The organism is Halorussus salinus (assembly GCF_004765815.2).
GTDB lineage: Archaea > Halobacteriota > Halobacteria > Halobacteriales > Haladaptataceae > Halorussus > Halorussus salinus.
This window is the reverse complement of the sequence record NZ_SBIS02000014.1, coordinates 21320-47284: the sequence shown is the minus strand read 5'-3', so window position 1 is coordinate 47284 and position 25965 is coordinate 21320. Positions and strand designations below refer to the sequence as shown.

Below are 25965 nucleotides of genomic sequence, written 5' to 3'. Positions count from 1 at the left end.
CTTCGAAACACACTTTGCCCCGTACTCGGACGCAAGCACCGAATGAAGAATCTCAGGACGGCGGTCGTCGGTCTGGTCGTCGCTGTCGTAGTCGTCTCCGGGACGGTGAGTCCGGTGGTCGGAACGGAACCGGTCGCCGCCCCGCTCGAAGCGGAGTCGGTCGCCGCGAGCGCGGGTGGCGTGACGGTCCAACCGTCGCCCGAGACGACGAGCGTGACGACGGGCGAGACCACGACGGTCACGATAACCGCGTCGTCGGTCACTGCGGGCGTCGGCGCGTACAACCTGTCGGTCGGTCTCGGGAACTCGTCGGTCGCTCGCATCGAGGAGGTCTCGCTCGCTGGCGGACCGGAGGGCACCCAAATCGACTCCAACGCGGACGACTCGTCGGTCCGCGCAATCGCCTACGGCGTCGATACGGCCCAGACCGGAACCGTCGAAATCGCGCGGGTCACGCTCGTCGGCGAGGCGGTCGGCGAGTCGGACGTGACCGTCGGCGTGGAGGTCATCGGCGACGAGAGCGGAAACGAGTACGCCCCGGTCGCCGTCTCCTCGGGCCGGCTCTCCGTGACCGCGGACCGGTCCACGACTGCCGAGACTACCGCGACGACCACCGCGGCGACGACCTCGACGACCACTGCGAGTTCCGGCGGCGGAGGCGGTGGCGGAGGTGCCGGAGGAGGCGGAGGAGGCGGCGCGAACGTACCACCGCCGCCGGTCCAGTTCACCGAGGAGCGAACCGACAGCGGCGTGCGGTTCGACGTGCGGAACGTCCGGCCCGAGACGCGCCTCGACGCGTCGGTCGAGGAGTTCGGTGTCGGCGGTCTGACCGTCGAACACGTCCGGTTCGAGTTCACCGGCGAGAGCGCGCATGCGCTGTTCGAGTTGCGGGGCGCGAGCGAGTCGCCAGCGGGTATCCCGGCCCCGCCGGGCGAGGAACTCCTCGGTCACGTCACCGTCGAGACGCGGTACGCCTCGCCGTCGGTCGTCGGCGAAGCGCGCTACCGATTTCACCTGCCAGCGAGCGCACTGCCGACCGGCGCGACGCTGAGCGAGGTCGCGGTGTATCGCTACGCGGACGGGTCGTGGACCGAGGTCGGCGTCGAGCGCGACGGTGCCACGTTCACCGCGACGACGGAAGGGTTCTCGCCGTTCGCCGTGGTTCTCGACCCGACCGCCGACCAGTCGTCGGACCCGACGACGGCCGGGACGACCGCGGCGGCGGATGAGGCGTCCGCGAGTGAGAACGCCACGACCGCCACCGCCGACGAATCTCCTCGGGCGACGACTGCCGACGCGGACGGCGACGTTCCCGGATTCGGACTCGGCGCGACGCTGGTGGCGCTCGTCACCGCCGGTCTCGCCGTGCTTCGACGCCACCGACCGTAGATGGCAACCGCTCGTGGGCTTCTCCTCGGACGACGCCTATTTCACCGGTACCAGCACCCATTTCTGTAAACAATCTATCTTTTATCGGTTTTACAACAGCAGATTTAATATACTTTCAAAAGCAACGCGACAACCGACAAGTCAACACGATTTATAATGACTCTGGAAATCCCGCTCTGAAATACAATTCTATGCAACCAAGGAAACTGGAGACTACGAAATGACATCCGCGTCTAGTCGGCGAAAGAGCGTATTTATGACCGTCCTGCTCGTCGTCTCGATGGTTTCGGCCTCGACGCCAGCGTCCGCGCTCCCTCGCGCGCAGGGCGTCGAAGTCCCGAGCGGACTCGACACGCCCGAGAGCTTCGACACGTCTGGCGCACTCGACCTCTCGCTTCGCTTCGACGGAGCCGACGCCTTCGCGCAACCCGCGGCGGACGCGTCCGGGCCGGGTCGCCAGTTCTCGCTCGCGTCGGCGACGACACTCACCGTGGACGACGACGGCACCGGCGACTACCGGACGATTCAACACGCGGTGGACAACGCGAGTGCGGGCGACACGATTCGCGTCGAACCGGGCGTGTACGCCCAGACCGTGCGCCTCGACAAGCCGCTAGACCTCCGGGCACCCGACGGCGCGACGCTCGACGGCTCGTCGCTGGGCTCCTCGGCCGACGGGATTCGACTCTACGGCGACGCGAAGGTCGAACTGTCGGGGCTGACCGTTACCGGCTACGATGTCGGCATCCACGCGGACCACGTCGACCGGAATTTCTCGGTCGTCGATATCGACCTGCGTGGGAACAGGCGCGGGCTCTACGTGGACGACACGTACTCGACGTGGAACGTCGAAGCGAGCGAGTTCACGAACAACTCCTACAGCGCGATTCAGACGAGCGGTTCGTCGCTCGGCGATGCCACCGACAACTACTGGGGGCAGGCCGACGGGCCGACCAGCGAGCAGTGCCGCGGCGACGTTGACTGTGGCTACTTCCGGTCCAGCCCCACCGATTCAGTCTCCGTCCCGCTCGACCGAAGCGGCACCTACGTCGTCGCCGCCGACGGTTCGGCACCCTACGCCACGATGCAGGACGCGATTCAGGCCGCTCCGAACCGCGCGACCGTCGAGGTCCGGCCCGGCACCTACCGAGAATCGGTACGGCTCGACGAACCGCTGGACCTCCGGGCCCCAGACGGCGCAGTCCTGAACGGGTCGGAAACCTCACAGAACGACGGGATTCGACTCTACAACGACGCGAACGTGACGATTTCCGGGTTCACCGTCGAGGAGTGGAGTCACGGCATCGACGCCGACCACGTGGACTCGAATTTCACCGTGGAGAACGTTCTCCTCCGGCGGAACGACCGTGGTCTCTACGTGGACGACACGTACTCGACGTGGCGGGTTCAGGGGAGCGAATTCACGAACAACTCTTACAGCGCGATTCAGACGAGCGGCTCGTCGCTGGGCGACGCCACCGACAATTACTGGGGGCAGGCCGACGGCCCGGCCAGCGAGCAGTGCCGCGGCGACGTAGACTGCGGGTACTTCCGGTCGGCTCCCGGCGATTCGGTCGCGGTGCCTGCCGACCGCTCGGGAACGTACGTCGTCGCCGCCGACGGCTCCGAGCCGTACGCCACGATGCAGGACGCGATTCGGGCCGCCCCGAACCGCGCCACCGTCGAAGTCCGTCCCGGCACCTACCGCGAGTCCGTGCGTCTGGACAAGCCGCTGGAGTTCCGAGCGCCCGACGGCGCGACGCTGAACGGGTCGAAAAGTTCGCAGAACGACGGGATTCGACTCTACAACGACGCGAACGCGACGATTTCCGGGTTCACCATCGAGGAGTGGAATCACGGCATCGACGCCGACCACGTGGACTCGAACTTCACCGTCGAGGAGGTCGTCTTCCGGCGAAACGACCGCGGGGTCTACGTGGACGACACGTACTCGGCGTGGAACGTCGAGGCGAGCGAGTTCGTCAACAACTCTTACAGCGCGATTCAGACCAGCGGTTCGTCGCTGGGCGACGCCACCGACAACTACTGGGGGCAGGCAGACGGCCCGACCAGCGAGCAGTGTCGCGGCGACGTGGATTGTGGCTACTTCCGGTCGAGTCCCGACAGCTCCGTCGCGGTACCGGCCGACCGGTCGGGAACGTACGTCGTGGCCAACGACGGGACCGAGCCGTACGCGACCATACAGGACGCGATTCGGGCCGCCCCGAACCGCGCCACCGTCGAAGTCCGACCCGGCACCTATCGGGAATCGGTGCGACTCGACGAGCCACTGGACCTCCGGGCACCCGACGGCGCAGTATTGAACGGGTCGGAAAGCTCGCAGAACGACGGGATTCGACTCTACGGCGACGCAAACGCGACGATTTCCGGGTTCACCGTCGAGGAGTGGAACCACGGCATCGACGCCAATCACGTGGACGACCCGTTCGTCGTCCAGAACGTCGTGCTTCGACGCAACGGTCACGGACTCTACGCCGAGGACAACTACGAACCGTGGGCGATTCATCACAGCGAGATATACAACAACTCCTACGCGGGCGTGCGCGGACACTCGTCCCAACTCGGCGATGCAACCCGGAACTACTGGGGGCAGGCCGACGGCCCGACTAGCGAGCAGTGTCGTGGCGACGTGGACTGTGGCTACTTCCTGTCGAGTCCGAACGGCTCCGTCGCGGTGCCAGCCGACAGGACTGGTACCTACGTCGTGGCTAACGACGGCTCGGAACCCTACGCCACGATGCAGGACGCGATTCAGGCCGCGCCAAACGGAGCGACGGTTACGGTCCGGCCCGGCACTTACCGCGAGTCAGTCCGCATCCGGCAACCCCTCGACGTTCGGGCACCGAACGGCGCGACACTCCGCGGGTCGAACTCGGGGTCGGACGGGATTCGCCTCTACGGCCACGCAAACGTCACTATCTCGGGTTTCACAATCGAGGAGTGGAACCACGGCATCGACGCAAACCACGTGGACGATCCGTTCGTCGTCCAGAACGTCGTGCTTCGACGCAACGGTCACGGGTTCTACGCCGAGGATAACTACGAGCCGTGGGCGATTCACGACAGCAAGATATACAACAACTCGTACACCGGTGTTCGGGGCCACTCGTCGCAACTCGGTGACGCCACCGACAACTACTGGGGGCAGGCCGACGGACCGACGAAAGACCAGTGTCGCGGCGACGTTGACTGTGGCTACTTCCGTCACGCACCCGACGACCCGGTGTCGGTCCCGGCGAATCGGTCGGGGACCTACGTCGTCGCAAACGACGGTTCCGAACCGTACGCCACGATGCAGGACGCGATTCAGGCCGCGCCGAACCGCGCCACCGTCGAGGTCCGTCCCGGCACGTACCGCGAGTCGGTTCGCATTCGGAAACCCCTATCGTTCGTCGCACCCGACGGCGCGGTCTTGAACGGGTCGAACTCGGGGGCAGACGGGATTCGGCTCTACGGTCACGCGAACGCGACGATTTCCGGGTTCACTGTCGAGGAGTGGAACCACGGCATCGACGCAAACCACGTGGACGACCCGTTCGTCGTCGAGAACGTCGTCCTCCGACGGAACGGTCACGGGTTCTACGCCGAGGACAACTACGAGCCGTGGGCGATTCATCACAGCGAAATCTACAACAACTCCTACACCGGTGTTCGAGGCCACTCGTCGCAGGTCGGCGACGCCACCGACAACTACTGGGGACGGGCCGACGGGCCGACCAGCGAGCAGTGTCGGGGCGACGTGGACTGCGGCTACTTCCGGTCGAGTCCGGACGAATCGGTGGCGGTTCCGACGAACCGGACGGGCACCTACGTCGTCGCTAACGACGGCTCCGAACCGTACGCCACGATGCAGGACGCGATTCAGGCCGCCCCGAACCACGCGACCGTCGAGGTACGTCCCGGCACGTACCGCGAGTCGGTTCGCATCCGGCAACCACTGTCGTTCGTCGCGCCCGACGGCGCAGTTCTGAACGGGTCGAACTCCAACTCAGACGGGATTCGTCTCTACGGCCACGCGAACGCGACGGTTTCCGGGTTCACCGTCGAGGAGTGGAATCACGGCATCGACGCAAACCACGTGGACGACCCGTTCGTGGTCGAGAACGTCGTCCTTCGGCGCAACGGTCACGGACTCTACGCCGAGGACAACTACGAACCGTGGGGAATCCACCGCAGCGAGATATACAACAACTCCTACGCGGGCGTGCGCGGGCACTCGTCGCAGGTCGGCAACGCCACCGGGAACTACTGGGGACAGGCCGACGGCCCGACGAAAGGACAGTGCCGCGGCGACGTTGACTGTGGCTACTTCCTGCCGAGTCCGGACGGCTCCGTCGATATCCCGCTCGTCCGCCCTCGCGTTCACGTCGTGGCCGAGGACGGCTCCGCGCCGTACGCCACCATACAGGACGCGGTGGAAGTCGCGGAATCGGGCGACACCGTCGAGGTCCGGCCCGGCACCTATCGGGAGTCGGTCCGGATTCGAACCGACATCAACCTGACCGCGCCGCGGGGCGCGGTCCTCAACGGCTCGACGCTCGGCGGCGGTTCCGACGGCATCTCCCTGTCCAACCGTGGCGGCGCTTCCGTCTCGGGGTTCGTCGTCCGCGAGTTCGACGCTGGCGTCAGGGCCTCGGGCGTGGACCGAGCGGTGTCCATCACCAACTCCCATCTGGTGAACAACAGCTACGGCGTCCGGGTGCGCTACGCGAACGCGCCGTGGGAGATTCACGACAGTCTCCTCGCCAACAACAGCGCGACGGGCGTGTACGCCTACCGGTCGGACGGCGGCGACGCGACCCGGAACTACTGGGGGCAGTTGGGCGGTCCGCTGGATGGGCAGTGCGACCCGGCAGTCGATTGCTCGAATCCGCTCTCGAAACCGCCAGCGGTCCGCGGCGACAGAATTTCCTACACGTCGCCGAGCGAGTTGGAGTTCAACGTCGGGATTCGTAACCCGGTCGTCAACCGGAGCCTGCGCTTCCAGACCGCGGGCGTCACGACCTCCGGCGCGGAGATCGCCAAAGTCGAGTGGAACTTCGGCGACGGCACGACCGCGCGGGGCAGACAGGTCGCCCACACCTACGACTCGCCGGGCGTCTACACCGTCACCCACTCGGCCGTGACCGAGGAGGGCCGCGGCTTCTCGGTCACCCAGCAGATAACGGTCGGCGAGGAGCCAGCGTCGTTCGGCGTCGTCTCGGTGACGCCCCACCTGTCGGGCCACCCGCGAAAGAACGTGGTCGTCATCGAAGGACTCCCGCTCGACCTGAGCTACCGCGCCGCGGTGAGCCAACCGTCGAACACCGAGGAGGTCCGGTTCCGACTCGGGAACGCGACCCACGTCGATGCCGACGGGAGCGACGGGTACACCTTCCCGGTGGACCCGAGCGTCGTAGACGGCGACGAGACGCTGGTGGCGACCGCGGTCCACACCAACGGCTCGACGGCGAGTCGGGGGATTCGAGTCGGCCACATCTCGACGCCCGAGTGGTTCCAGACGATGACCGTCTCGGTGTCGCGGCCGACCCACGGCTACCTAATTTTGAGTTCGGAGCGACCGCTCAACGTCTCGAATCGGATTCCGGCCGAGTTCCCGTTCAAGGACAAGATAGACATGCCGGGGACCGGCGAGAACCAATCGACGAGCGCCGGGGTGACCGTCACCGTCAAGGTGGACCTGACGACGACCGAGACGGAGGTGTCGGTCGGCGGGCAGGCGGGCTACAAGATGAAGGTGGTCGAAATCAACGGGAGCGCCGCCGGAAAGGCGTTTTTCGACCTCGAAGAGGGCGACCTGACCAAGGGCGAACTCGAACTCAAAGTCACCGGGAGCGCGGAGTTCCCGCCGAACGGGATACCGAACCCGCCCATCGGTCCGGTCCCGCCGAACGTGGTGAACCTCTACCCCATCTTCGAGGGCGAGGTGAAGCTGGTGACGACCTTCGACGAGAAAGACACCGTCGGCCCCGGCGACGAGGTGGCGTTCGAGTTCGAGAAAGGAGAGGTCGCGCCGAAACTCGGCGCGAAACAGGAGATCGGCAAGAAGTGGAGCGAGATTCAACTCGTCGTCGGCTTCGAAGAGGAGATCGCGTCGAAGGTTCCGCTCCCCGAGGCGTCGCCCATCACCGTCGGGCTGGCCGGGCAGGTCTACGCGAGAGCGCAGGCGTACATGTTCACGAAGACGGCGTACTTCCCGTCGGGCAAGAAGAACAAGTTCAGCACCGAGTTCACGCTCTATCAGGACGGGTCCGAGGACAGTACGACCGCGGGCGTCGGCAGTTCCGAGACGACGTGGCAGGTTCGGGAGACCAGCGGTGACCGACCGCCGAAACCCGAGTACGAGACCGCCGACGGGACCCGCCAGACCGCCGGGCCGTGGACCGGCTTCGCGGACGCTCGCTTCGAGACCGACGGCGCGATGCCCGCGCGAATCGTGGACACCGGCGTCGTCACCGACAACACCGTCGCCGACGAGACGCCCGCGATTACGCGAGTCGGGTCCGGACACACGGTGGTCTGGAGCCACCAGTCGGGCGGCAAGTCCGCGCTCAACGGCCGGGACGTGCAGGTCGCGCGAATCGACGGCGACCGGATTACGACGCTCGCGCCCGTCACCGACGACGCGATGGGCGACTTCGACCCCGCCGTCGCCGGGTCGGCGGCCGACGGGACGCTCGCGGCGTTCACTACCTTCGACCGGACCTTCGAGGACGCCGACGGCCCCGCGGCGGTCTACCCGCACGGCGAAATCCGCGTCGCCACCGCGAACGACTCCGGGTGGAGCGCGCCGACGTTCCTCACCGACGACGACGACTTCGACTTCGGTCCCGCCGTCGCCCAGCACGGCGACGAGTGGCTCGTCGCGTGGACCGAGGACGGAGACGGCAACCTGACAACGTGGCGCGACCAGTCGGTCCAGTACGTCCGGTACGACGGCACCGACGGGTCGGTCGGCCCGGTCCACACCGTCGAGACGGCGAGCGCGCCCAGCGTCGCGGCCACCGCCGACGGGTTCCGCGTCGGCTATCTGGCGATGAACGACAGTTCCACCTCGGGGACGCTCACCGTCGAGACGGTCGGCGCGGAGGCGGGCCTCCCGAAGCAGTCCGAGCGGACGATTCCCGTGGCGAAACTCGGCGACGCGGACGTGAGCGCGACCCACGTCGGCGTCATCGACACCGGGTCGACGAACGCGTCGATAACGGTCGCCGACGCGACGGGCGCGCGGACGGTCGAGACCGGCCCGAACGTCTCGACGCCCCAGACGGTCGAACTCACCGAGCAGGACGGCGACCTCCTCGTGAACTTCCGGGCGTACCCCGACGCGAGCGACGTGGCGGCCGCGTTCTACAAGCCCCGAATCGACGGCGAGTGGCTCCCGGCGCGCAAGTACGCCGACGGGTCGGCTCGAAACCTCACGTTCTGGCAGGGAAGCGCGGCACCGACGGAAAACGGGTTCGTGTCGGTGTTCGCCGGGCAGGACCTCACCTCCGACCAGCAGGCCGACGTGTACGCCTTCGAACACCGGTTCCGGCCCGACCTGACGCTGAACGCCTCGCTCGACGCCGAGAACGTCGGCGTCGGCGACGAGGTGACGGTGGCCTACGAGGTCCGGAACACCGGCGACACCGCGGCCGAGGAGTCGAACCTGACCGTCCAGTCCGGCGCGGAGACGCTCCGTTCGGTCGAACTCCCGCCGGTTCCGGTCGGCGAGACCGTCACGGGGACCGCGACCGTCACCGTAGACGAGACGGGACTCCTCTCGGTGTCGGCCGACGCCGACGACGCGCTCGCCGAGTTCGACGAGGAGAACAACGACGTTCGGGCGCTCGCGCTCCGCCCGGACCTGAACGTCACCGCCGTCACGGCCACCCGCGACGGCGACACCGTCACGGTCGCGGCGAACGTGACGAACCCGTCGGCGGTCCGCGCGGGGACCGTCGAGTACCGCCTCGGCAACGGGCCGACGCTCCAGCACTACGGGACGATACCGGGCCTCGACCCCGGCGAGACTCGGACGGTCACGGTCTCGGTACCGGCGAGCGATGTCGATCCGTCGTACACCACGCGGTTCGAACTCGCGCCGAACGAAACGGCCATCGACGGCAACGACAGCGACGACCTGCGTTCGCGGTACCTGTTCCAACCCGACCTCACAGTCTCGGACGGGCGGGTCGGTTACTACGAGCGAGCGGGCACCGTCCGCGCGTCGGTCCTCGTCTCGAACGCCGGACTGGCCGACACCCCGGCGACCGTCGAGGTGCGGAACTCCTCGACGGGTGCGCTGGTCGCCTCGCGGAACGTCACCGCCGAAGCCTCGGACTCGACATCGGTGGCGACGTTCACCGAGGTAACGCTCGACCTCGCGGGCGTCTCCGCGGGCGACGCGGTCGAGATTCTGGTGACGGCACCGGGCGAGACCGCGCTCGCGGACAACGTGGTCGTGGACCGGGTGAAACTCGACACGACGCTCGTCCCGCCGAGCGGCGAGATTCGGATGAGCGAGTCGGCCGTGGACGTAGACGAGAGCGTCCAACTCACCGCGACCAATCTGAGTGACGCCGACGGCGAGGCCGTCCACACCCAGTGGAACGTCTCGGACACCGCCTTCGACGTGGACGAGACCGCCGTAAACTGGACCGGCCGGACCCCCGGCCACCACACGGTCCGCCTCGTCGTCGTGGACGACGACGGCGTGTCCACCGTCGTGACCGACACCCTGCTCGTCCGCCCGCCCCGACCCGCACTCCTCGTCGGGTCGGCGGCCCCGCGGGACGTGGACGGCGACGGGCGCTACCGCGACGTGGACGGCGACGGGAGCGTCGAGTCCGGCGACGTGCGGGCGTTCTTCGACGCCTACCGCGACGAGTTGGTGCGGACCAACGACTTCGCGTTCGACTTCAACGAGGACGGCGACGACATCGACGTACTCGACGTGCAGGCGCTCCACGCGTCGGCGAACGAGACGAACGCGAACGAGACGAACGCGAACGAGACGACCACCGACGGGACCGCGTAGGACTGTTCGGGAACCCGACTCAAACCGCTCTATCGCTCGGACCGGAACCCACCGTCGAACTCCGGACCCTCTTTATTCTCCGACCCAGTAGCGTCACGCATGGAACCCGAGGAGTTAGAACCGGACGACAACCATCGCTTCTGGGCGAACCGTGACGAGGAGTTCTCGCCCTCGTACTACGCCGACATCGGGCGCAACGAGGTCACCGAGACGCTCGCGTCGGTGTTCGACCACTACGTCGCGTCGGACGCCGCGATTCTGGAAGTCGGCTGTAGCTCCGGGCGGCACCTCGCGGCGCTGTTGGAGCAGGGCTACGAGAACCTGACGGGCATCGACATCAACGACGAGTCGTTCGACGTGATGGAAGACCACTACCCCCGACTCGCCGAGACGGGCACGTTCCACACCGGAGCCATCGAGGACATCGTGCCCGAATTCGAGGCGGACGCCTTCGACGTGGTGTACTCCGTCGAGACGCTCCAGCACGTCCACCCCGACAACAAGTGGGTGTTCGAGGAGCTAGCGCGGGTCAGTTCGGACCTCGTCGTCACCGCCGAGAACGAGGGCAACGGTCCCACGCGGGGCCGCGAGGGGAAGGAAGTGAGTTGCGTCCACGACGACTTCCCGCTGTATCACCGCAACTGGAAGGACGAGTTCGCCGAGTTGGACGCGGCCCAACTCCTCTGCGAACCCGGCAAGCGCGACACGGTGCGGGTGTTTCGGGTCTTCTGAAGACGCGCGACGCCGGGCCGACCGCTCCGCGATACCCCGAGTCCCGAACCGCGATTTCGATTCTCACCGCGCGAGAATCCACAGTTCGATATATGTCCACAGAGCGCGTCTGTAGGGGTATGAGACCGGAAAACGAGTGGTTCAAACCGGAGCAACTGACCAGCTACTTCTACGTCTTCGAGGCCGTCGCGCTGGTGCCGGTCCTCGTCGTCGCGGGCGTTCTGGCGGCCACGGGCCTCCTGTTCGAGATTCCGCAAGTCGTCGTCCTGCTGGCCGGAGCGGTCGTCGTCGCCGCGTTCGGGTTCCTGACGTGGTGGATTCGCGCGTTCTACCGCACCGCCGACTACCGGCTGACCGACGACGAAATCGAGTACCGCCGCGGCGTCTTCTTCCGGCAGAAGACGACGATTCCGTACAACCGCATCACCAACGTCGCCACCGCGCAGGGGCCGATTCAGCGGTTCGTCGGTGCCGGACAGGTCGGCGTCCACACCGCCGGGTACGGCGGCCAGATGGGCGCGGAGCTAACCATCGACGGCATCGCCGACTACGAGGAGGTCAAGGACCAAATCGTCGCCAAGGTCCGAGGGCGGCCAGCGGCGGCGACCGAGAGCGGCGAGGTCGGCGACCTCGAACCCGGCGTCGGCCGCGCCGCGAGCGAGCGGGAGGTCGGCGGCGCGACGCCGACCGGCCGGGACGCCGAATCGGACGCGATGCTCGACGAACTCCGGCGCATTCGGGAACTCCTCGAACAGGGGCGGACCGCGTAGCGGGAGCCGAACGGTCTCCGTTCCGACGCTCCGACGCTCACCGCGACTGCATCCGACCCGCTCGCTCCAACTGCTTCCGAAGTCGGTCGTAGCGGTCCGCGCAACTGTTCTCGGGCGCGCGACCGGGCGAGACCGACGAGAGCGTCGCCCAGTCGCCGACGAGCGCGAGGCGCTTGCGGGCGCGGGTGAGCGCGACGTTCAGTCGGCGCGGCCCCTCGTCGGGCAGTTCGAGGAACCCGCCGTTTCCGGCGTCGTTGCTCCGGACGAACGAGACCACGACGGCCTCGCGCTCGCCGCCCTGAAACGAGTCCACCGTATCGACGGTGACGCGGCCCGCGCCAGCCACGTCGCTCTCCCGGAGTCGGGACCGAATCTCGCCGACCTGTCCGCGGTACATCGAGATGACGCCCACGTCCTCGGGCGCGAGGCCGCGTTCGACGCACCGGGCGACCTCCTCGGCGACGACCTCGGCCTCGGGTCGATTGTAGAGCGAGTCGCCGCCCGTCTCGCGTCGCTCGTCGCCGTCCACGTCGATACCGACCAGTGGCTCTAACTCGCCGACTCGCCAGTCGCGGTTTCGCTCGGCGGTCTCCAGACTCCCGCCGTAGAACTCGTCGTTGGGGAACGACGCGATGTCGGCGTGCATCCGGTACTGCCGACCGAGGAGAACCGATATCTCGTCGCCGTAGCGGTCGAGGAGATGCTCGAACAGCGAGCGGTGTCGCCGGTCGTCCTTCATCTCCTCGTCGGCGCAGTAGGGCGGCAGTTGGCGGTGGTCGCCCGACAGAATCAGCTTCTCGGCGCAGTCGAGGACGATGGCGGTCGCGGGCCGACTGGCTTGGGTGGCCTCGTCCACGACGCCCACGTCGAAGCGGTCGGCGTCGAACTGGGCGGCCCCGCTGGTCGTCGCCGCCACCACGTCGGCTCCCGCGACCGAGGCGTTCGCGTAGTGCTTGCGGACGACCTCGTTCTTGGAGTTGCGCCCGACGCGAGCGATAGAGAGATCCTCCTCGGACCGCTGTGCGACTTCGTGGAGCGTCCCGGATTCGGGGTCGCCGAGCGTGCTGTCGCCGACCAGCAGGTTGTCCACGGCCTGATTCGAGTGGGCCGTCACCAGCACGGAATCGCCGTGCCAGACCGCGTGCAGGACGTACGCGGTCAGCGTCCGGGTCTTGCCCGTGCCGGGCGGGCCGTGGATGCAGAGCAAGTCCTCGGCGTCGTCGGCCCACTTCAGCGCCTGCCGTTGGTACTCGTTCAACTCCATCTCGACGCTCGGCACCGAGAGGTCGTCGGCCGCGAAGCGCGCGGGTCGGTCGCCGGTCAGCAGGTCGCGCTTGGACGGGTTCGACGCGACCGATTCGAGGGCTTCGGTCCGGCGCTCGAAGGGGACGGGGTTGAGGAGATGGGTCAGCCAGTAGTCCCGGTCGCCGTCGGTGAGTAGCTCCTCGACGCGCGCCGGGTCGGCCGAGCAGGTCCGGTCGGCCTTGAGCGTCAGGACCGAGCCTTCGACGCGGGTCGTCCGGACCGCGAGCGGGAACTGGCCCGAGTCGTCTGCCGAGTCGCCGGATGCGTCCGTCGAGCGGTCCGACTCGTCCAGCACGTCCGCGAGGAGAACGCTGTCCGGGTAGATATCTTCGTCCGCCACGAGGTCCACGTCGCCAGCGGTCCCGCCGCCCGCGTTCGCACCGCCGTCGGCCAGTTGAAATTTAAACTCGCCCACGTCGTTAGTGCGGTTGGTCCGCCCGAGCGCGACGAACGGACCGGAGGCGATGCCCTCGCCGACCAGCGTCTCGATGCCGCTGTCGAGGTGGCGTCGTCGGTTCGCGTGAAGTTCGGTCTCCCGTTCCGAGTCCACGAACTCGAACAACTCGTCGAAGAACGCGTCTTTGTCGTCGGCCGAGAGCTTCGATTCCGGTTCGACTTCGGCGTCCGGGAGTTCGAACTCGCGTCGGTCGTCGTCTGGGGCGTCGTCCGATTCGTCGTCGGACTCCGGGGTCAAATCGGGGTGCCAAAATTTGAGACGGTCGCCGATAGTCGTCTCCGCGGCCTCCTCGAGCGAGACGAACCGGACGGTGCCGTCGATGCCGAAACTGGTGTCGTACCAGCCGATCTGTTCGGAGTCGGGCCGCCAGAGGACGTACTCGTCGCTCGCGGTCGGGGCGTTCTCGTCGTGGAGCGGCACGGCGTAGCCGTCGCGCTCGGGCGGTGTCTCTCGGACGGTCCGGGCCCCGCGGTCGAGCGCCGTCTGCAGCACGGCTGGCGAGTTGTTGCGCTCGAAGCGGGTCGTCTCGTCCAGTCTCCCCTTCGCCCGGAGGAGGGTCGCGTCGCGGGCGTTCCAGCGTTCCGAGAGGTCGCCGATTTCGGGAGTCATGGTTCGGAGGATTGGAGGGCCATCGGTCGTCTCGTACGTATCGAACGTCGAAATATAGGGTCTGCGTTTCGGCGGAGCGCGTCGGTGGTCCGATGGCGTCGGTGGTCCGATGGCGTCGGTCGTCCGGGGGAATCGGTCGTCCGGGGGAATCGGTCGTCCGAGGGAATCGGTCGTCCGGAGGTGTCGGTCGTCTCGGGGTCACTCGCCCACGTCCGAGGAGGTCGGAACCGAACCGCGAGCGAGCGTCTCCCGGCCGTAGTACGCGACCAGTCCGAGCGCGATGAGGACGTAGACCGCCACGTGAACGCTCGCGACCACGCCGACGGCGCGCTCGTTCACCACGCCATCGACCAGAATCCTGTCGGCCGCCAGCGGGATGAGCATGTCCGCGGTGTTGGCCATCGCGTGGAGGACCATCGCGACGAGGACGCTCCCCGTGCTGTTGTACGCCCACGCGAGGACGACCGAGAGCGTGAGGATGCCGCCGACCCACCCGAGTTGGTTGACCAGCGGGAAACTGGAGTGGGGCGTGACGGGGATGACGAAGTACGGGAGATGCCAGCCCGCCCAGACCACGCCGACGACGAGACTCGCGCGAAACGCGCCGTAGCGTTCGTTGAGTCGGGCTTGGGCGAATCCGCGCCAGCCGGGCTCCTCGTTGAGGCCGCCGCTGAGTACCATCGCGAACAGGAACACGCCGACGAACACGACCGGCGAGGGGAGCGTCGCCCCGAGGTCTACCGGCCCGCGAACCGCGACGATGCCGAGGGTGATGAGCGCCGCCGCCGCGACGGGCAGGCCGAGGGCGACTACCCACCAGCGAACCCCGACCCGCCACTTCGTGATTTGGGCGGCCCACTCGCGCACGTCGTCGCCGCGAAGCCACGTCACGACCGCGGCGCTGACCGGCGGGCCGAAACTCCCCACGTAGACGAGAATCGCTGCGGTCCAACTCGGTTCCATGAACGCCGCGGGGGCCGAGACGAGCCACGTGTAGGCGTACGCCCCGACGAAGAACGCCGCCACGGGGTGGTCCTCGACCCACGGGATAGGGGGTCTTTCCATGGGTACTACCGACCTGCGCCGAGGGTTAAGTCTTGTCATTGTTTTGTTATTTTGACAGGCGTATCACTCGAATTTCTTCGAGTAGACCGCCAGCCCGGTCGAGTTCGACCGCGAACGGCGTCGGGTCGATACGCATAAGAGCGCGTCGCCCCGTCGAACGAGCAATGGGAGAGACCGACGACGCGGCCGCGGACGAGGAGACCGCGACCGAAGCGTCGCCCGGCGAAGCGTTCGCGGCGCTCGGGAACGAGAACCGAGTCGAAATCCTCCGCGCGTTCGCGGCCGCCGACGCCGACGAAAAGCGGCGGTTGACGTTTTCGGAACTCTACGACCGCGTGGACATCGACGGCACGAACCAACTCGCGTACCACCTCGACAAGTTGGCAGGCGTCTTCCTCCGGCGGAGCGACGCGGGCTACTCGTTCACGCAGGCGGGTGACCGCGTCGTCCGGGCGCTCCTCTCGGAGAGCTACAACCGGACCGCCGACTTCGAACCCACCGAGGTCGAGGGGTACTGTCCGTCCTGCGGCGGCCGACGCCTCCGCGCGTCCTACGAGCGTCCGCTCCTCGAAGTCTCGTGTGTGGACTGCGAGAGCCCCGTCACGAGCTACGAAGTGTCGCCCGGCCGCTTCGATGCCGACTCGTCGGAGGCCGTCCTCCGAGCCTGCGACCGGCGGGTCCACTACGAGTACGGCGCGGCGCTGGACGGCGTCTGTCCGGAGTGTGGCGGCACGACCGAGATAGATATCGAACGACACGAATCGGTTCGGCCCGAAACGTACACCGCCGCCGCGACGTGTCTGACCTGCGAGCGGTGTATCTTCGCGCCGGTCGAGTTCCGACTTCTCTACGACCCCGGCGTCGTCGGCGCGTACCACGAGCAGGGCATCGACCTGCTCCGACTCCCCTTCTACCGCGTGACCGAACACGTGACGGCGTGGGACCGGACCGTCGTCGCCACCGACCCGCTCGAAATCGCGTTCGGCATCCGCGTCGGCACCGACGAGCGACGCCTCGTCGTGGACGAAGACCTCGCCGTCAGACCGGCGTGACGACCGGGGCACCCGAACCGTCGCCCGAAACAGGCGTGTTCGACGCGGACATGTAACAGCTATTACCCGCGGGGACCTTCCCTCGGGCATGCCCGCCGACCTGAACCGGACTCATCACCTCGAAAGCGAGGGCTTCGCCGAGGAGTTCGGCGCGCTCGTCGAGTCGGTCTTCCCCGAGACGACGACGGCCGTCGTCGAGTTGCGGGAAGACGAGATGGAGATGGACCCGGACGGCGACGAGTGTCGCCGCGTCTGGGAGTCGGTCGCCCCGGAGTTCGAGCGCGTCGCCCGCGATTCCGGCGAGAGCGCGGACGGCGAGACGACCGCGAGTGACGCGGCGAACAGGGGCGACGTGACGAACAGAAGCGACGCGGCGAGTGGAGGCGACGGGGCGGACTCCTCGGCGTGGCGCTGTCGGACCACGACCGAGGAGGGCCGCGCGGCGCTCCGGGAACTCGTCGCGCTCACCGACGGCATCGCCGGAGCGCACTTCGTGTTCCGAATCGAACTCCGGGACGGCGAGACGCCGGTGCTGGACGCGATACCGCACCACTCGGACGCGGGACTCGACGCGACCCGCCTCGCGGGTGTCGAGTTCCGCGACGAAGGCGAATCCGGTTCCGGAATCAAACCCGGCGAAGTCGTCGGACTCGACGGTCACGCGGCGTGTCTGGTACCCGCGGAGCCGCAGGTGGAGTGGACCGCGGAGGACCGCGCGTGGCGACTCGCTGGCGGGTCGCTCTGCGCCGAGCGCGACGACGGGCGCGCGACGAGTTGCTACGGCGTGACGAATCTCCGCGGCGTCGAACTCGCGGAGGACGGGTCGTGGCTCGCGCTCCAGTGGAAGACAGGAGAGTTACCCGACGACCCCATCGGGAACGCGCTCTCGTGGCTCGCGAACAAACTGTACAATCCGCCGTCGGCGATTCCCTGCGGGACCGCCGCGCGAGCGCGAGAGGTTCGGCGGAACTTGCAGGAGACGCTGGCGGCCTACGACGGCCGGGAACTGTAGCGCAAAAATCGAGGAGAGTCGGGGCGAGGGTCGGAACCGGAACGCGGGGCGAGAGTCGGGGTCGGAACGCAGGAGCGGAAACCGAGGTCCCTACAGTTCCTCGAAGGGTTGGACGACGACGAAGCCCTCCTCGCCGCCGAAGTTCATCTGGAATCGCTCGCCGGACTCTTGGCCCACCATGTCCGAGAGGTTCTTGTTGACCTCCACGTCGGGCGAGGTGCCGGTCCACGCGACGGTGGCGCTCGGGTCGGTCGAGACCGGCGGCGACAGCACCAGCGGGTCGCCGTGGGTGGTGATGGCGACGTAGCCGGGGCCGCTGAGGTAGACGTTCGTCAGTCCTCCGGCGAACGACCCCGCGAGGCTGTCGATGGTGTCGATTTCGTACGAGAGGTCCGACTCGAAGGCCAGCACGTCCTCGCCGTTGACGGTGATGGAGTCGTCCGCGCCGAGTTCGAGGACCTGCACCTTCTTCTCGTGGTCGGCGAGGTAGACGTGCCCGTCGCCTTCGACGGTCATCACGGGCGTTCCCTCGCCGGTCGCGGCCTCCTTCAGGAAGCCGGTGATACCGCCCTCGGCCGACGCCTTGCCGGTGAACGACAGGTCGCCTGTGTAGGCGACCATCGACCCGGCCTTGGCCATCACTTCGCCATCGACCGCTACGTCGAGGGTGTACTTGTTTTCGAGTTGGAACGTCTCGTCGCTGTCCGTGGGGACGTGTTCGGACTTGAACTGGTCGAGATTCATGGGTTAGTGAGTCGTTCAGGGCGACTCGTGCGGGGCTTCTCAGCCAGAGGAGAAGAAAGTTCGGGAGTCCCGAGCGTGACGAGGCGTCCCCGTCAGGACTCGTCGGCGCGGAGTTCGACGGCGAACTCGTAGCGCCCTTCCGCGGGGCGGAACGTCGGCGGGTCCGCGTCGGTGAGTTCGAGGACGAGTAGCTCCTCGTCGGTGCCGACGCGGGCGCTCGCGTGCGAGACCAGTCGGTCGGTCCACGCGAGGCGGACGCTCACGGGGCGACCGTCCCACTCGCCGAGCCAGAGTCCGCTGGCGATGGGTCGCTCGCGGGCGGGGTCGTCGGGGGTGATTTCAGCAGTCGATTCGTCCGCTTGGTCGTCGGAGTCCGGGTCGGTGAGGGTCAGCGGGTCGTCGTCCAGCAGGACCGTGACCTCCTCGGGCGCGTTTTCGTTGGTGGGGAACTCCTCGGGAAGTTCGCGGTAGGTCATGGGGTCTCCTCGGGGCGGGCGGAGTAGTCGGTGGTCGGTGCGCGTCGTGCGGGAGTTTCAAGTCCCGTCGTGGTCTTGGCGTACATGCCTTCGTAGCAGGATACGGAGGCTCACGCGGACCCGATGTCCCAAGCATCGGGGTCCGTTTTGATTCAGTGGGACCTATCGAGGAGCGACAGGTCCGCGATTTTGTCTCCGTGGATAGTCGATTGAGACTCCCATCATATAACCTTGACGACGTACGTAGTTCAAGAACAACTACGTTCGTAGTAGAAATGGTCTTGAACCCGTCTGATTTTTCGCTCGTGGTTGCTCGCTCTGCACACGAGATGGTCGAGCGAGTGGAGTGGATGTCGCCAATCGACTACGAGATTCTTCTCTTCTTCGAGGAACACGACATCCGCGTCTCCCCGAAGGTCCTCAGTGCGAACATCGACTACGACAGACAGTATACCAGTAAGCGGTGTCGCAGGCTGATGGAAGCAGATATTTTGGAAAAGGATGAGGCGGGACTTTTCATACTTACTAACAAGGGGCGAGAATTTCTCACGGGCAGAATTAAAGCGAGCGAGTTTGAAGATAACTGACACCATTCAGTTGATGGAACAGAGAGACCATCGTTTCCAGTGCTTTCCAGTAAAACGTCCCGGACGGGTCCTCAGCACCGCAAATAGCTCGTTTTAAAACTGCAGTACGGACTAATTCAAACGCTGTCTTAATAAATGTTGCCCTTTCAGAGACTACATCTGAGCGGGTTCCTGTTGAAACTCGCAAAGCACTGGAAACGACACTCTCTCACTGTCCGATGTAGCCACAGCACAACGAGAATAGCGTTTCTAACGCTCTCTACGCGGAACCCAGCCGATAGTCACGTCGTCCCGAGGAAAGCACTGGAAACAGTGGTGTGTAGGATAGCACTGGAAACCGTGGTGGCAGTAAAGAACAACGACTTTACCAATTGCATTGGAAACGCCACTGTCCGAATAGCACTGGAAACAACACCCCCGAGAAAACACTAGAAACAACACCCCGAGAAGAACACTGGAAACAGCACCCACCGATGCACGAAATTAGCTTCCAACCCGACGATAGTCTCTACCGCGACCGCGATACCCTCTTCGAGGACTACACCCCCGAGACCATCGTCGGCCGCGACGACGAACTCGCACAGTACCACGAAGCACTACAGCCCGCAATCAACGGCGAACAACCGAGCAACATCTTCCTCTACGGCAAAACCGGCGTCGGTAAAACCGCCAGCACCGACTATCTCCTCTCTCGACTCGAAAAAGACGCCGAGAAATTCGACGTTGACCTCTCTGTCGTCTATCTCAACTGCGAAGGCTTGAACAAGAGCTATCAAGTCGCCATCCAACTCGTGAATCAGTTCCGCGACGAAGGCGACAAAATCAGCGAAACCGGCCACCCACGATACAAAATCTACGAATTCCTCTGGGACGAACTCGACACCGTCGGCGGCATCGTCCTGATAGTCCTCGACGAAGTCGACAACATCGGTGGCGACGACTCGATTCTCTATCAAATCCCGCGTGCGCGGAGTAACGACAACCTCCAAGATGCCAAGGTCGGCATCATCGGTATCAGCAACGACCTCGCGTTCCGCGACAATCTGTCCGCGAAAGTTCGGTCCTCACTCACGGAGAAATCCATCAGTTTCCCGCCCTACGATGCAAACGAACTCCGAGACGTGCTTCGCCAGCGAGCAGACATCGCGTTCCACGACGGTGCGCTCGCCGACGACGTACTCCCACTCTGTGCGGCGTACGGAGCGCAGGACTCTGGCGATGCTCGCAAGGCTCTCGACCTCCTGCGCGAAGCCGGTGACATCGCGCGAGCAGAGAGCGCGGAGCAAGTCGAAGAATCCCACGTCAATCGCGCCCGCGAGAAACTGGAACGCGAAGAACTGATGGACGGTATCGCCGATCTCGCGGAACATCAGCAACTCACGCTCTACGCGCTTGCGACGTTCGAGGGCGCTGGGGAAACTCCCGTCTCTTCGCAGACGATTTACGATCGCTACTCGGAACTCTCCCATCACGTCGGGAACGACCCCTTAACGTCACGTCGCGTCCGCGATTTCCTGAAGGAGATGGCCGACCTCTCGCTTATCCAGTCGTCCGCTCAAAACGAAGGACTCTCCGGTGGGAAGTACAAGAATCATCGACTACAGGCTGACCTTCGGACCGTGCTTGCGGCCCTCTCGGACCTTCTAGAGTACGTCGGCGTCCACGAAAGTATTCGAGATACCGTCGAATCGTCCGACGAGATTATGATTTCGACGGAGTCGGACTCTTCGACACTACTCTAAATACGCACAGGCCAACGGCCGCCTGTGAAATCGTATTCCTAGCCTCAAACCGACCCCAACCGAAACCCCTCTTCCGAAGGAGCCAAAATCTCACCGACGCCCGGCTCCGACACGGACGCCAACTCGCCGAGCCACGTCTGAGCGTCGTTGATTCGCAACTTCAGTCGGACGGGCAGGGCGTGCAGTTCCGGCCGGTCCGGGAATAGCTCGGCGTCCAAGTTCGCGCGGGCGTACTCCTCGCGGCGGTCGGGCCACGCGTTCTCGAAGTCGCTCAGCAGGGGCGTCCGGGCGCGGACGAACTGCTCGATTTGGTTGAGCGCGTGCGAGTCGTGCGGGCGGTCGGGCGGTCGGTGGCGCAGGATGTCGCCGTCGATGCGCTTCAGGGCCTTCCGGAACGTCTCGGTGGTGCGATACTCCGGGGGCGTCCGGAGGTGCCAGTCCAGCAGTTCCGCGTCGGCCGCGGGGAACGCTTCGAGGAAGTGGTTCGCCAGATGCGTCCGGAACGAGAGGGTCGGCTGATTGGCGATGCCCACCGCGGCACAGCCGTCGAGTTGCGAGTCGAAGCGCCAATCGAGGAGGTCGAACTCGCGGGCCACCGCGTCGCGGGCGAACTCCTCGCTCTCGACGCCAACGCCGAAGTCCACGCCGTCGAGGTCCGCGGCGTGGTCGGTCAGCGAGACGAACCCGAACTTGTCGGCGACGAGGCGGCGCGCCGGGTCGAAGTCGGTCGCCAGTCGCTCGCGCGGGAGGCTGTAGCCCAACACCGCGACCGAATCGCGGGGCAGGAAGTGCCCCCGCAGGAACGTGTCGAACAGCAGGCCGTGGTACATCGCGTCGGCGTCCATCCGGTCGGCGTACCCGCCCTGATGGACGTGAATCGACTCCCGAATCCCGTTCCCGTACCGAACCGTCTCGAAGTCGGTGTTCAGGTAGTCGCCGTCGGCCTCGAACGCGGCGTGGTCGCTGTCGTACTGGTCGGCGATGCGGGCGGCCACCTCGGCCTCCCGGCCGCCCCGCCGCGTCACGGTGTAGCCCGCGTCCACGTCGGGCGCTCCGGCGAGGAGAACCCGCGAGTCGTAGCCCGCGCTCAGGAGCGCGCCCGTCCGGCCGGGGAGTCGCGCCCGGCGCGCCAGCGCGCGTTCGAGCCGAGCCGCCAGTTGTCCGACGTAATCGAACTCGGCCCGGTCGTAGACGAACCGCTCGAACGTCTCGGTTCGGTCGGCGTGGAGTCGGCCGTCGAAGGGGACTCGCCGGAGTTCGTCCAGTAGCGTCGCGTCGCCCAAGACCACGCCCAAGTGCAGGAATTCGAGCAGGCCGTCGCGCCGCACCGTGGGTTCGGGAATCGTGCGCGCGACCGCGAAGGCGTCGCTCCCGAACACCCGGACGCCGGGCGCGTCGGTGTAGAAGCAGTCCCACGTCCGGGCCGGGTCAGTGGCGACGTAGGCCGCGCCGCCCGACTCGCCCGACCCACCTGACCTGCACGACTCGCCCGCCCGGACCGACTCGCCGGACCCCGAACGCTCCACGACGGCGAGGTGCGAGCCGTTCACGTCGGCCAGCACGTCGGGACCGGCCGCGCCCGCCCGCTCCAGCACGCGCTCGGCTGGCGTCGTCGATTCGGGGAGGTACGCCTCGCCCCAGAGGACACAGAGGTCCTCCTCGCTGGCGTGAACGTCGGTTCGACCCGGAATTCCGAACCCCGCGTCTCGGACGCCGACCGTGAGCGCGTCGCCCTCGACCACGCGGTCGAACGACGAGGAGTCCCGAAATCGGGAGAACGCGTCTTCGTCGCCGAAGACGCCGAACAGTTCCGTGTTCATCGCTGTCTCGCTGTAACTTCCACTCGGTCGCTCACTCGACGGTGACGCTCTTGGCGAGGTTGCGCGGCTTGTCGATAGCCCGCCCCAGTTTGTCGGCGGTGTGGTACGAGAGCAATTGAAGCTGGACGTTCGCCAGCAGTCCCACGAGGTCCGGGTGTGTGTCGGGCACCGGCAGGTGGGCGTCGGCCACGTCCGTAATCTTGTGGTCCGACGGCGAGACCGCGACGATGGGCGCGCCCCGAGTCCCGGCCTCTTGGGCGTTCGTCACCGTGGTCTCGTCGTCGTCGCCCGTGACGACCGTGAACACGGGCGTCCGGGGCGTGACGAGCGCGAGCGGACCGTGCTTCAGTTCGCCCGCCGCGAACCCCTCGGCGTGTTCGTACGTTATCTCCTTGAACTTGAGCGCGCCCTCGATGGCGACCGGGTAGGCCAGTCCCCGGCCGATGAAGAAGAACGCGTCGCTCCCGAGGAACCGGTCGGCGACCTCCTCGGCGGTCTCGAAGTCCAGCACCGACTCGACGTGATTGGGCAGGGCTTCCAAGGCATCGTAGTAGGCCGCGGGGTCGTCCCACGGTCCCTCCTCGGCCGCGTCGAGCGAGACGCGATGGGAGAGTAGCGAGAGCGCGACGACCTGCGACGAGAACGTCTTGGTCGCCGCCACGCCGATTTCGGGTCCGGCCCGAATAAAGAGCGCGTCGTCGGCGGTCCGGGCCGCGGTCGAACCCATCACGTTCGTCACCGCGACGGTGCGGGCGCTGGCCCGCCGCGCGCGGTCGAGCGCCGCGAGCGTGTCGGCGGTCTCGCCGCTCTGGGTCACGGCGACGACGAGCGTGTCGCTATCGACCGGAATCGACCCGTCGTACTCGCTGGCGCGGAACGCTTGGGCCGCGACCCCGGCCTTGTTCAGCAGTTGGGTGCCGTACTTCGCGGCGTGGAACGAGGTGCCGCAGGCGACGAACTGGACGCGCTCGACGCCCGAGAACGTCCCCGCCGGGAACTCGTCCAAGTCGGGTTCCTCGCCCTCCTCGCTCACGCGACCCTCGATGCCGTTGGCCAGCGAGACGTGCTGGTTCTCTATCTCCTTTCGCATGTAGTGGTCGTAGCCGCCCTTCCCGGTCTCGTCGGGGTCCCACGAGACGACCTCCGACGAGCGTTCGACCGCCTCGCCGTCGAGCGTCGAGAGTTCCACGTCGTCGGGTCGAATGACGCCCACGTCGTCGTCCTCGAAGTAGACCACTTCGTCGGTGTGTTCGAGGAACGCGGGCACGTCGCTGGCGAGGAAGTACTCGTCGTCGTCCACGCCCAACACGAGCGGCGACCCCTGTCTGGCGGCGAACACGGCGTCCTCGCCCTCGACCATCGCGGCGATGGCGTAGCTCCCGTCCAAGTCCCGGACGGCCTGCCGAAAGGCCTCCTCGGGGTCGTTGTCCGCGAGGTGGCGCTCGAAGAGGTGCGGGATGACCTCGGTGTCGGTGTCGCTGGTGAACTCGTGGCCCGCGTCGCGCAACTCGTCGCGCAACTCGGCGTGATTCTCGATGACGCCGTTGTGGACGACCGCGACCTCGCCGGTCGCGCCGGTGTGGGGATGGGCGTTGTCGTCGGTCGGCGGGCCGTGGGTACTCCATCGCGTGTGCCCGATGCCGATACCGCCGTAGACGCCGCTGTCCTCGACAGAGTCCACGAGGTCCCCGACCCGACCGCTACACTTCTGGACCGCGAGACCCGCACCGTTCTCGACGGCGATGCCCGCCGAGTCGTAGCCGCGGTATTCGAGGCGTTCGAGTCCGCCGAGGAGCCTGTCCACGCCGTCGTCCGCGCCGATGCGGGCGATGATGCCACACATCAGCGACCCGCCTCCGTCGTCTCGGTGCCCGCCTGTAGCGCCGACCGTCCCCGTCGAGTCGTGTTGGCTTCCATACTCGCCGAATCGGTCGGTTCGGCCATTACTATAAAGCCAGTAAGCGTTCACTTATCGCTCCGATAACGAACCCGACGCCCGCCGTCGATTCGCCGGTTGCAACAGTTGCACTTATTCCGCGGTCTCTAACCGATACCCGACAGAGACGTTCACATACCGAGACGGCGGTCGGTCGCGCGACTCCTCGAATCGGAGCCGATACCGAGCGGAGCGACCGATACCGCCAGTCAATCGGCCCACCGCTACCGGCCAACTCGACCGACGAGTCGGCCCAAGCGGGTCTTACCCGGCCGATAGTAATGGCCGTTCGGGACGACCGAGAAACCGTGTCTGACCGCCGCAAACTCCTCGGCGCGGCCGGGTCGGCGCTCCTCGCCTCGGTCGCTGGCTGTGCCAGCGTCATCGGCGAGACCGCCGACGCCCCGGAGACGACGACCGGAGTATCGCCGACGACCGCCGCGACCGACGCGACGAATACGACGAACGCGACCAACGCGACCAACGCAACGACCGGGGCCGACGAGACCGCGACGACCGGACGAGACGCCGCCCGACAGAACTCGACGGGGAACGTCTCCGGACCGGGCGACGCGACCACGACCGCGGAGTCGCCGTCGCTCGGTCGAGTCAACATCGACCGGCCGGACTTCTCGGTCTCCGCGTCGCTCGTCCCCGCAGACCCCGAGACGGACGACTACCCGCGACTCGGCCGCGAAGACGCCGAGACGACTGCGACGCTGTACGGCAACTGGAAGTGTCCCTACACCCGCGAGTTCGTCCGGCAGATGATGGGCGAGGTCGTCCGGAAGTTCGTGAAGCCGGGCGACGTGGCGCTCGAATTTCGGGCGCTGAGCTACCTCGACGGCGAACCGTTCCTCGGCGCGGACGCCCCGCGGGCGGCCCGCGCGGGTCTCGAAGTCTGGGCGTCGAATCCCCGGACGTTCTGGGACTACTTCGCGCTCGTCTTCGCCAACCAACCCCCCGAGAGCTACGAGTGGGCGACCGCCGACCGACTGGTCCGGTTCGCCGAGGCCGCGAACGTCGGCGACACCGACGCGGTGGCGACCGCGCTCCTGACGGGCGCGCACCGCGAGCGAGTGAAGGCGACGACCGAGGAGGCCCGCGAGCGCGGCGTCGCCACCGTCCCGCGCGTCGTGACCGACGAGAGCGTCACCGCCCCGACGGTGGACTTCTCGGCGACGGAACGACAGCTACGCCGCGCGGTCCGGCGCTGACGCCCGATT

General features: G+C 66.7%; 15 protein-coding genes. 9 read left to right on the top strand and 6 right to left on the bottom strand.

Annotation, left to right across the window (positions count from 1 at the left end; translation table 11 throughout):
* Positions 1 to 42: 42 nt before the first annotated feature.
* The 4 genes from EPL00_RS22975 to EPL00_RS22960 all read left to right on the top strand — a co-directional run bounded on the left by EPL00_RS22975 (position 43) and on the right by EPL00_RS22960 (position 11934).
* Positions 43 to 1389: a hypothetical protein gene (locus EPL00_RS22975; RefSeq protein WP_162224322.1), complete on the top strand. Its 1347-nt coding sequence runs from the start codon at positions 43 to 45 to the stop codon at positions 1387 to 1389.
* Between the two features lie 256 nt (positions 1390 to 1645).
* Positions 1646 to 10432 carry a NosD domain-containing protein gene (locus tag EPL00_RS22970; protein ID WP_135855385.1) on the top strand — a complete coding sequence of 2929 codons (8787 nt, stop codon included), beginning with the start codon at positions 1646 to 1648 and terminating at the stop codon, positions 10430 to 10432.
* Between the two features lie 99 nt (positions 10433 to 10531).
* A complete protein-coding gene (locus EPL00_RS22965; protein WP_135855386.1) occupies positions 10532 to 11164 on the top strand; it encodes a class I SAM-dependent methyltransferase in 633 nt (210 codons plus the stop codon).
* Between the two features lie 119 nt (positions 11165 to 11283).
* On the top strand, positions 11284 to 11934 hold the full coding sequence (locus EPL00_RS22960) for a PH domain-containing protein (RefSeq protein WP_162224321.1): 651 nt from the start codon (positions 11284 to 11286) through the stop codon (positions 11932 to 11934).
* Between the two features lie 37 nt (positions 11935 to 11971).
* Here EPL00_RS22960 and EPL00_RS22955 read toward each other — a convergent pair whose 3' ends face one another.
* Positions 11972 to 14305 (bottom strand): AAA domain-containing protein, encoded by a 2334-nt coding sequence (locus EPL00_RS22955; protein ID WP_135855388.1) that lies wholly within the window; start codon positions 14303 to 14305, stop codon positions 11972 to 11974.
* A 198-nt stretch (positions 14306 to 14503) separates the two neighbouring features.
* Positions 14504 to 15370, bottom strand: coding sequence for a CPBP family intramembrane glutamic endopeptidase (locus EPL00_RS22950; RefSeq protein WP_202932759.1), 867 nt, complete (start codon positions 15368 to 15370; stop codon positions 14504 to 14506).
* Between the two features lie 164 nt (positions 15371 to 15534).
* Between EPL00_RS22950 and EPL00_RS22945 the strand changes: the two genes are divergently transcribed.
* Both EPL00_RS22945 and EPL00_RS22940 read left to right on the top strand, forming a co-directional pair.
* Positions 15535 to 16422, top strand: a complete 888-nt coding sequence (locus EPL00_RS22945; protein WP_135855389.1) for a winged helix-turn-helix domain-containing protein — start codon at positions 15535 to 15537, stop codon at positions 16420 to 16422.
* A gap of 88 nt (positions 16423 to 16510) precedes the next feature.
* Entirely contained in the window at positions 16511 to 17434 is a 924-nt protein-coding gene (locus EPL00_RS22940) for a hypothetical protein (RefSeq protein WP_135855390.1), read from the top strand.
* Between the two features lie 90 nt (positions 17435 to 17524).
* On the opposite strand, the gene EPL00_RS22935 is transcribed toward EPL00_RS22940, so the two are convergent.
* Both EPL00_RS22935 and EPL00_RS22930 read right to left on the bottom strand, forming a co-directional pair.
* Complete coding sequence (locus tag EPL00_RS22935; protein ID WP_135855391.1) at positions 17525 to 18178, bottom strand: AIM24 family protein; 654 nt, start codon at positions 18176 to 18178, stop codon at positions 17525 to 17527.
* Between the two features lie 92 nt (positions 18179 to 18270).
* Positions 18271 to 18654: a hypothetical protein gene (locus EPL00_RS22930; protein ID WP_135855392.1), complete on the bottom strand. Its 384-nt coding sequence runs from the start codon at positions 18652 to 18654 to the stop codon at positions 18271 to 18273.
* A 329-nt stretch (positions 18655 to 18983) separates the two neighbouring features.
* On the opposite strand from EPL00_RS22930, the gene EPL00_RS22925 reads away from it, so the two are divergent.
* Positions 18984 to 19241, top strand: coding sequence for a helix-turn-helix domain-containing protein (locus EPL00_RS22925; protein ID WP_135855444.1), 258 nt, complete (start codon positions 18984 to 18986; stop codon positions 19239 to 19241).
* A 473-nt stretch (positions 19242 to 19714) separates the two neighbouring features.
* The gene (locus EPL00_RS22920; protein ID WP_135855393.1) at positions 19715 to 20983 is read left to right on the top strand and encodes an orc1/cdc6 family replication initiation protein; all 1269 of its coding nucleotides are present in this window, start codon (positions 19715 to 19717) and stop codon (positions 20981 to 20983) included.
* Between the two features lie 44 nt (positions 20984 to 21027).
* Here the strand turns inward: EPL00_RS22920 and EPL00_RS22915 are convergent, their stop codons facing one another.
* Entirely contained in the window at positions 21028 to 22803 is a 1776-nt protein-coding gene (locus EPL00_RS22915) for an asparagine synthetase B family protein (protein ID WP_135855394.1), read from the bottom strand.
* A gap of 31 nt (positions 22804 to 22834) precedes the next feature.
* Positions 22835 to 24646, bottom strand: coding sequence for a glutamine--fructose-6-phosphate transaminase (isomerizing) (gene glmS / locus EPL00_RS22910; protein WP_135855395.1), 1812 nt, complete (start codon positions 24644 to 24646; stop codon positions 22835 to 22837).
* 401 nt (positions 24647 to 25047) lie between these two features.
* Here glmS and EPL00_RS22905 point away from each other — a divergent pair, with 401 nt between their 5' ends.
* Positions 25048 to 25956 carry a DsbA family protein gene (locus EPL00_RS22905; RefSeq protein ID WP_135855396.1) on the top strand — a complete coding sequence of 303 codons (909 nt, stop codon included), beginning with the start codon at positions 25048 to 25050 and terminating at the stop codon, positions 25954 to 25956.
* Positions 25957 to 25965: the final 9 nt, after the last annotated feature.

Excerpts from the sequence above, each read along its gene's own strand:
- EPL00_RS22975 (WP_162224322.1), top strand. The coding sequence starts at position 43 with ATGAAGAATCTCAGGACGGCGGTCGTCGGTCTGGTCGTCGCTGTCGTA.
- EPL00_RS22970 (WP_135855385.1), top strand. The coding sequence starts at position 1,646 with ATGACCGTCCTGCTCGTCGTCTCGATGGTTTCGGCCTCGACGCCAGCG.
- EPL00_RS22965 (WP_135855386.1), top strand. The coding sequence starts at position 10,532 with ATGGAACCCGAGGAGTTAGAACCGGACGACAACCATCGCTTCTGGGCG.
- EPL00_RS22960 (WP_162224321.1), top strand. The coding sequence starts at position 11,284 with ATGAGACCGGAAAACGAGTGGTTCAAACCGGAGCAACTGACCAGCTAC.
- EPL00_RS22955 (WP_135855388.1), bottom strand. The coding sequence starts at position 14,305 with ATGACTCCCGAAATCGGCGACCTCTCGGAACGCTGGAACGCCCGCGAC.
- EPL00_RS22950 (WP_202932759.1), bottom strand. The coding sequence starts at position 15,370 with ATGGAAAGACCCCCTATCCCGTGGGTCGAGGACCACCCCGTGGCGGCG.
- EPL00_RS22945 (WP_135855389.1), top strand. The coding sequence starts at position 15,535 with ATGGGAGAGACCGACGACGCGGCCGCGGACGAGGAGACCGCGACCGAA.
- EPL00_RS22940 (WP_135855390.1), top strand. The coding sequence starts at position 16,511 with ATGCCCGCCGACCTGAACCGGACTCATCACCTCGAAAGCGAGGGCTTC.
- EPL00_RS22935 (WP_135855391.1), bottom strand. The coding sequence starts at position 18,178 with ATGAATCTCGACCAGTTCAAGTCCGAACACGTCCCCACGGACAGCGAC.
- EPL00_RS22930 (WP_135855392.1), bottom strand. The coding sequence starts at position 18,654 with ATGACCTACCGCGAACTTCCCGAGGAGTTCCCCACCAACGAAAACGCG.
- EPL00_RS22925 (WP_135855444.1), top strand. The coding sequence starts at position 18,984 with ATGGTCGAGCGAGTGGAGTGGATGTCGCCAATCGACTACGAGATTCTT.
- EPL00_RS22920 (WP_135855393.1), top strand. The coding sequence starts at position 19,715 with ATGCACGAAATTAGCTTCCAACCCGACGATAGTCTCTACCGCGACCGC.
- EPL00_RS22915 (WP_135855394.1), bottom strand. The coding sequence starts at position 22,803 with ATGAACACGGAACTGTTCGGCGTCTTCGGCGACGAAGACGCGTTCTCC.
- glmS (WP_135855395.1), bottom strand. The coding sequence starts at position 24,646 with ATGTGTGGCATCATCGCCCGCATCGGCGCGGACGACGGCGTGGACAGG.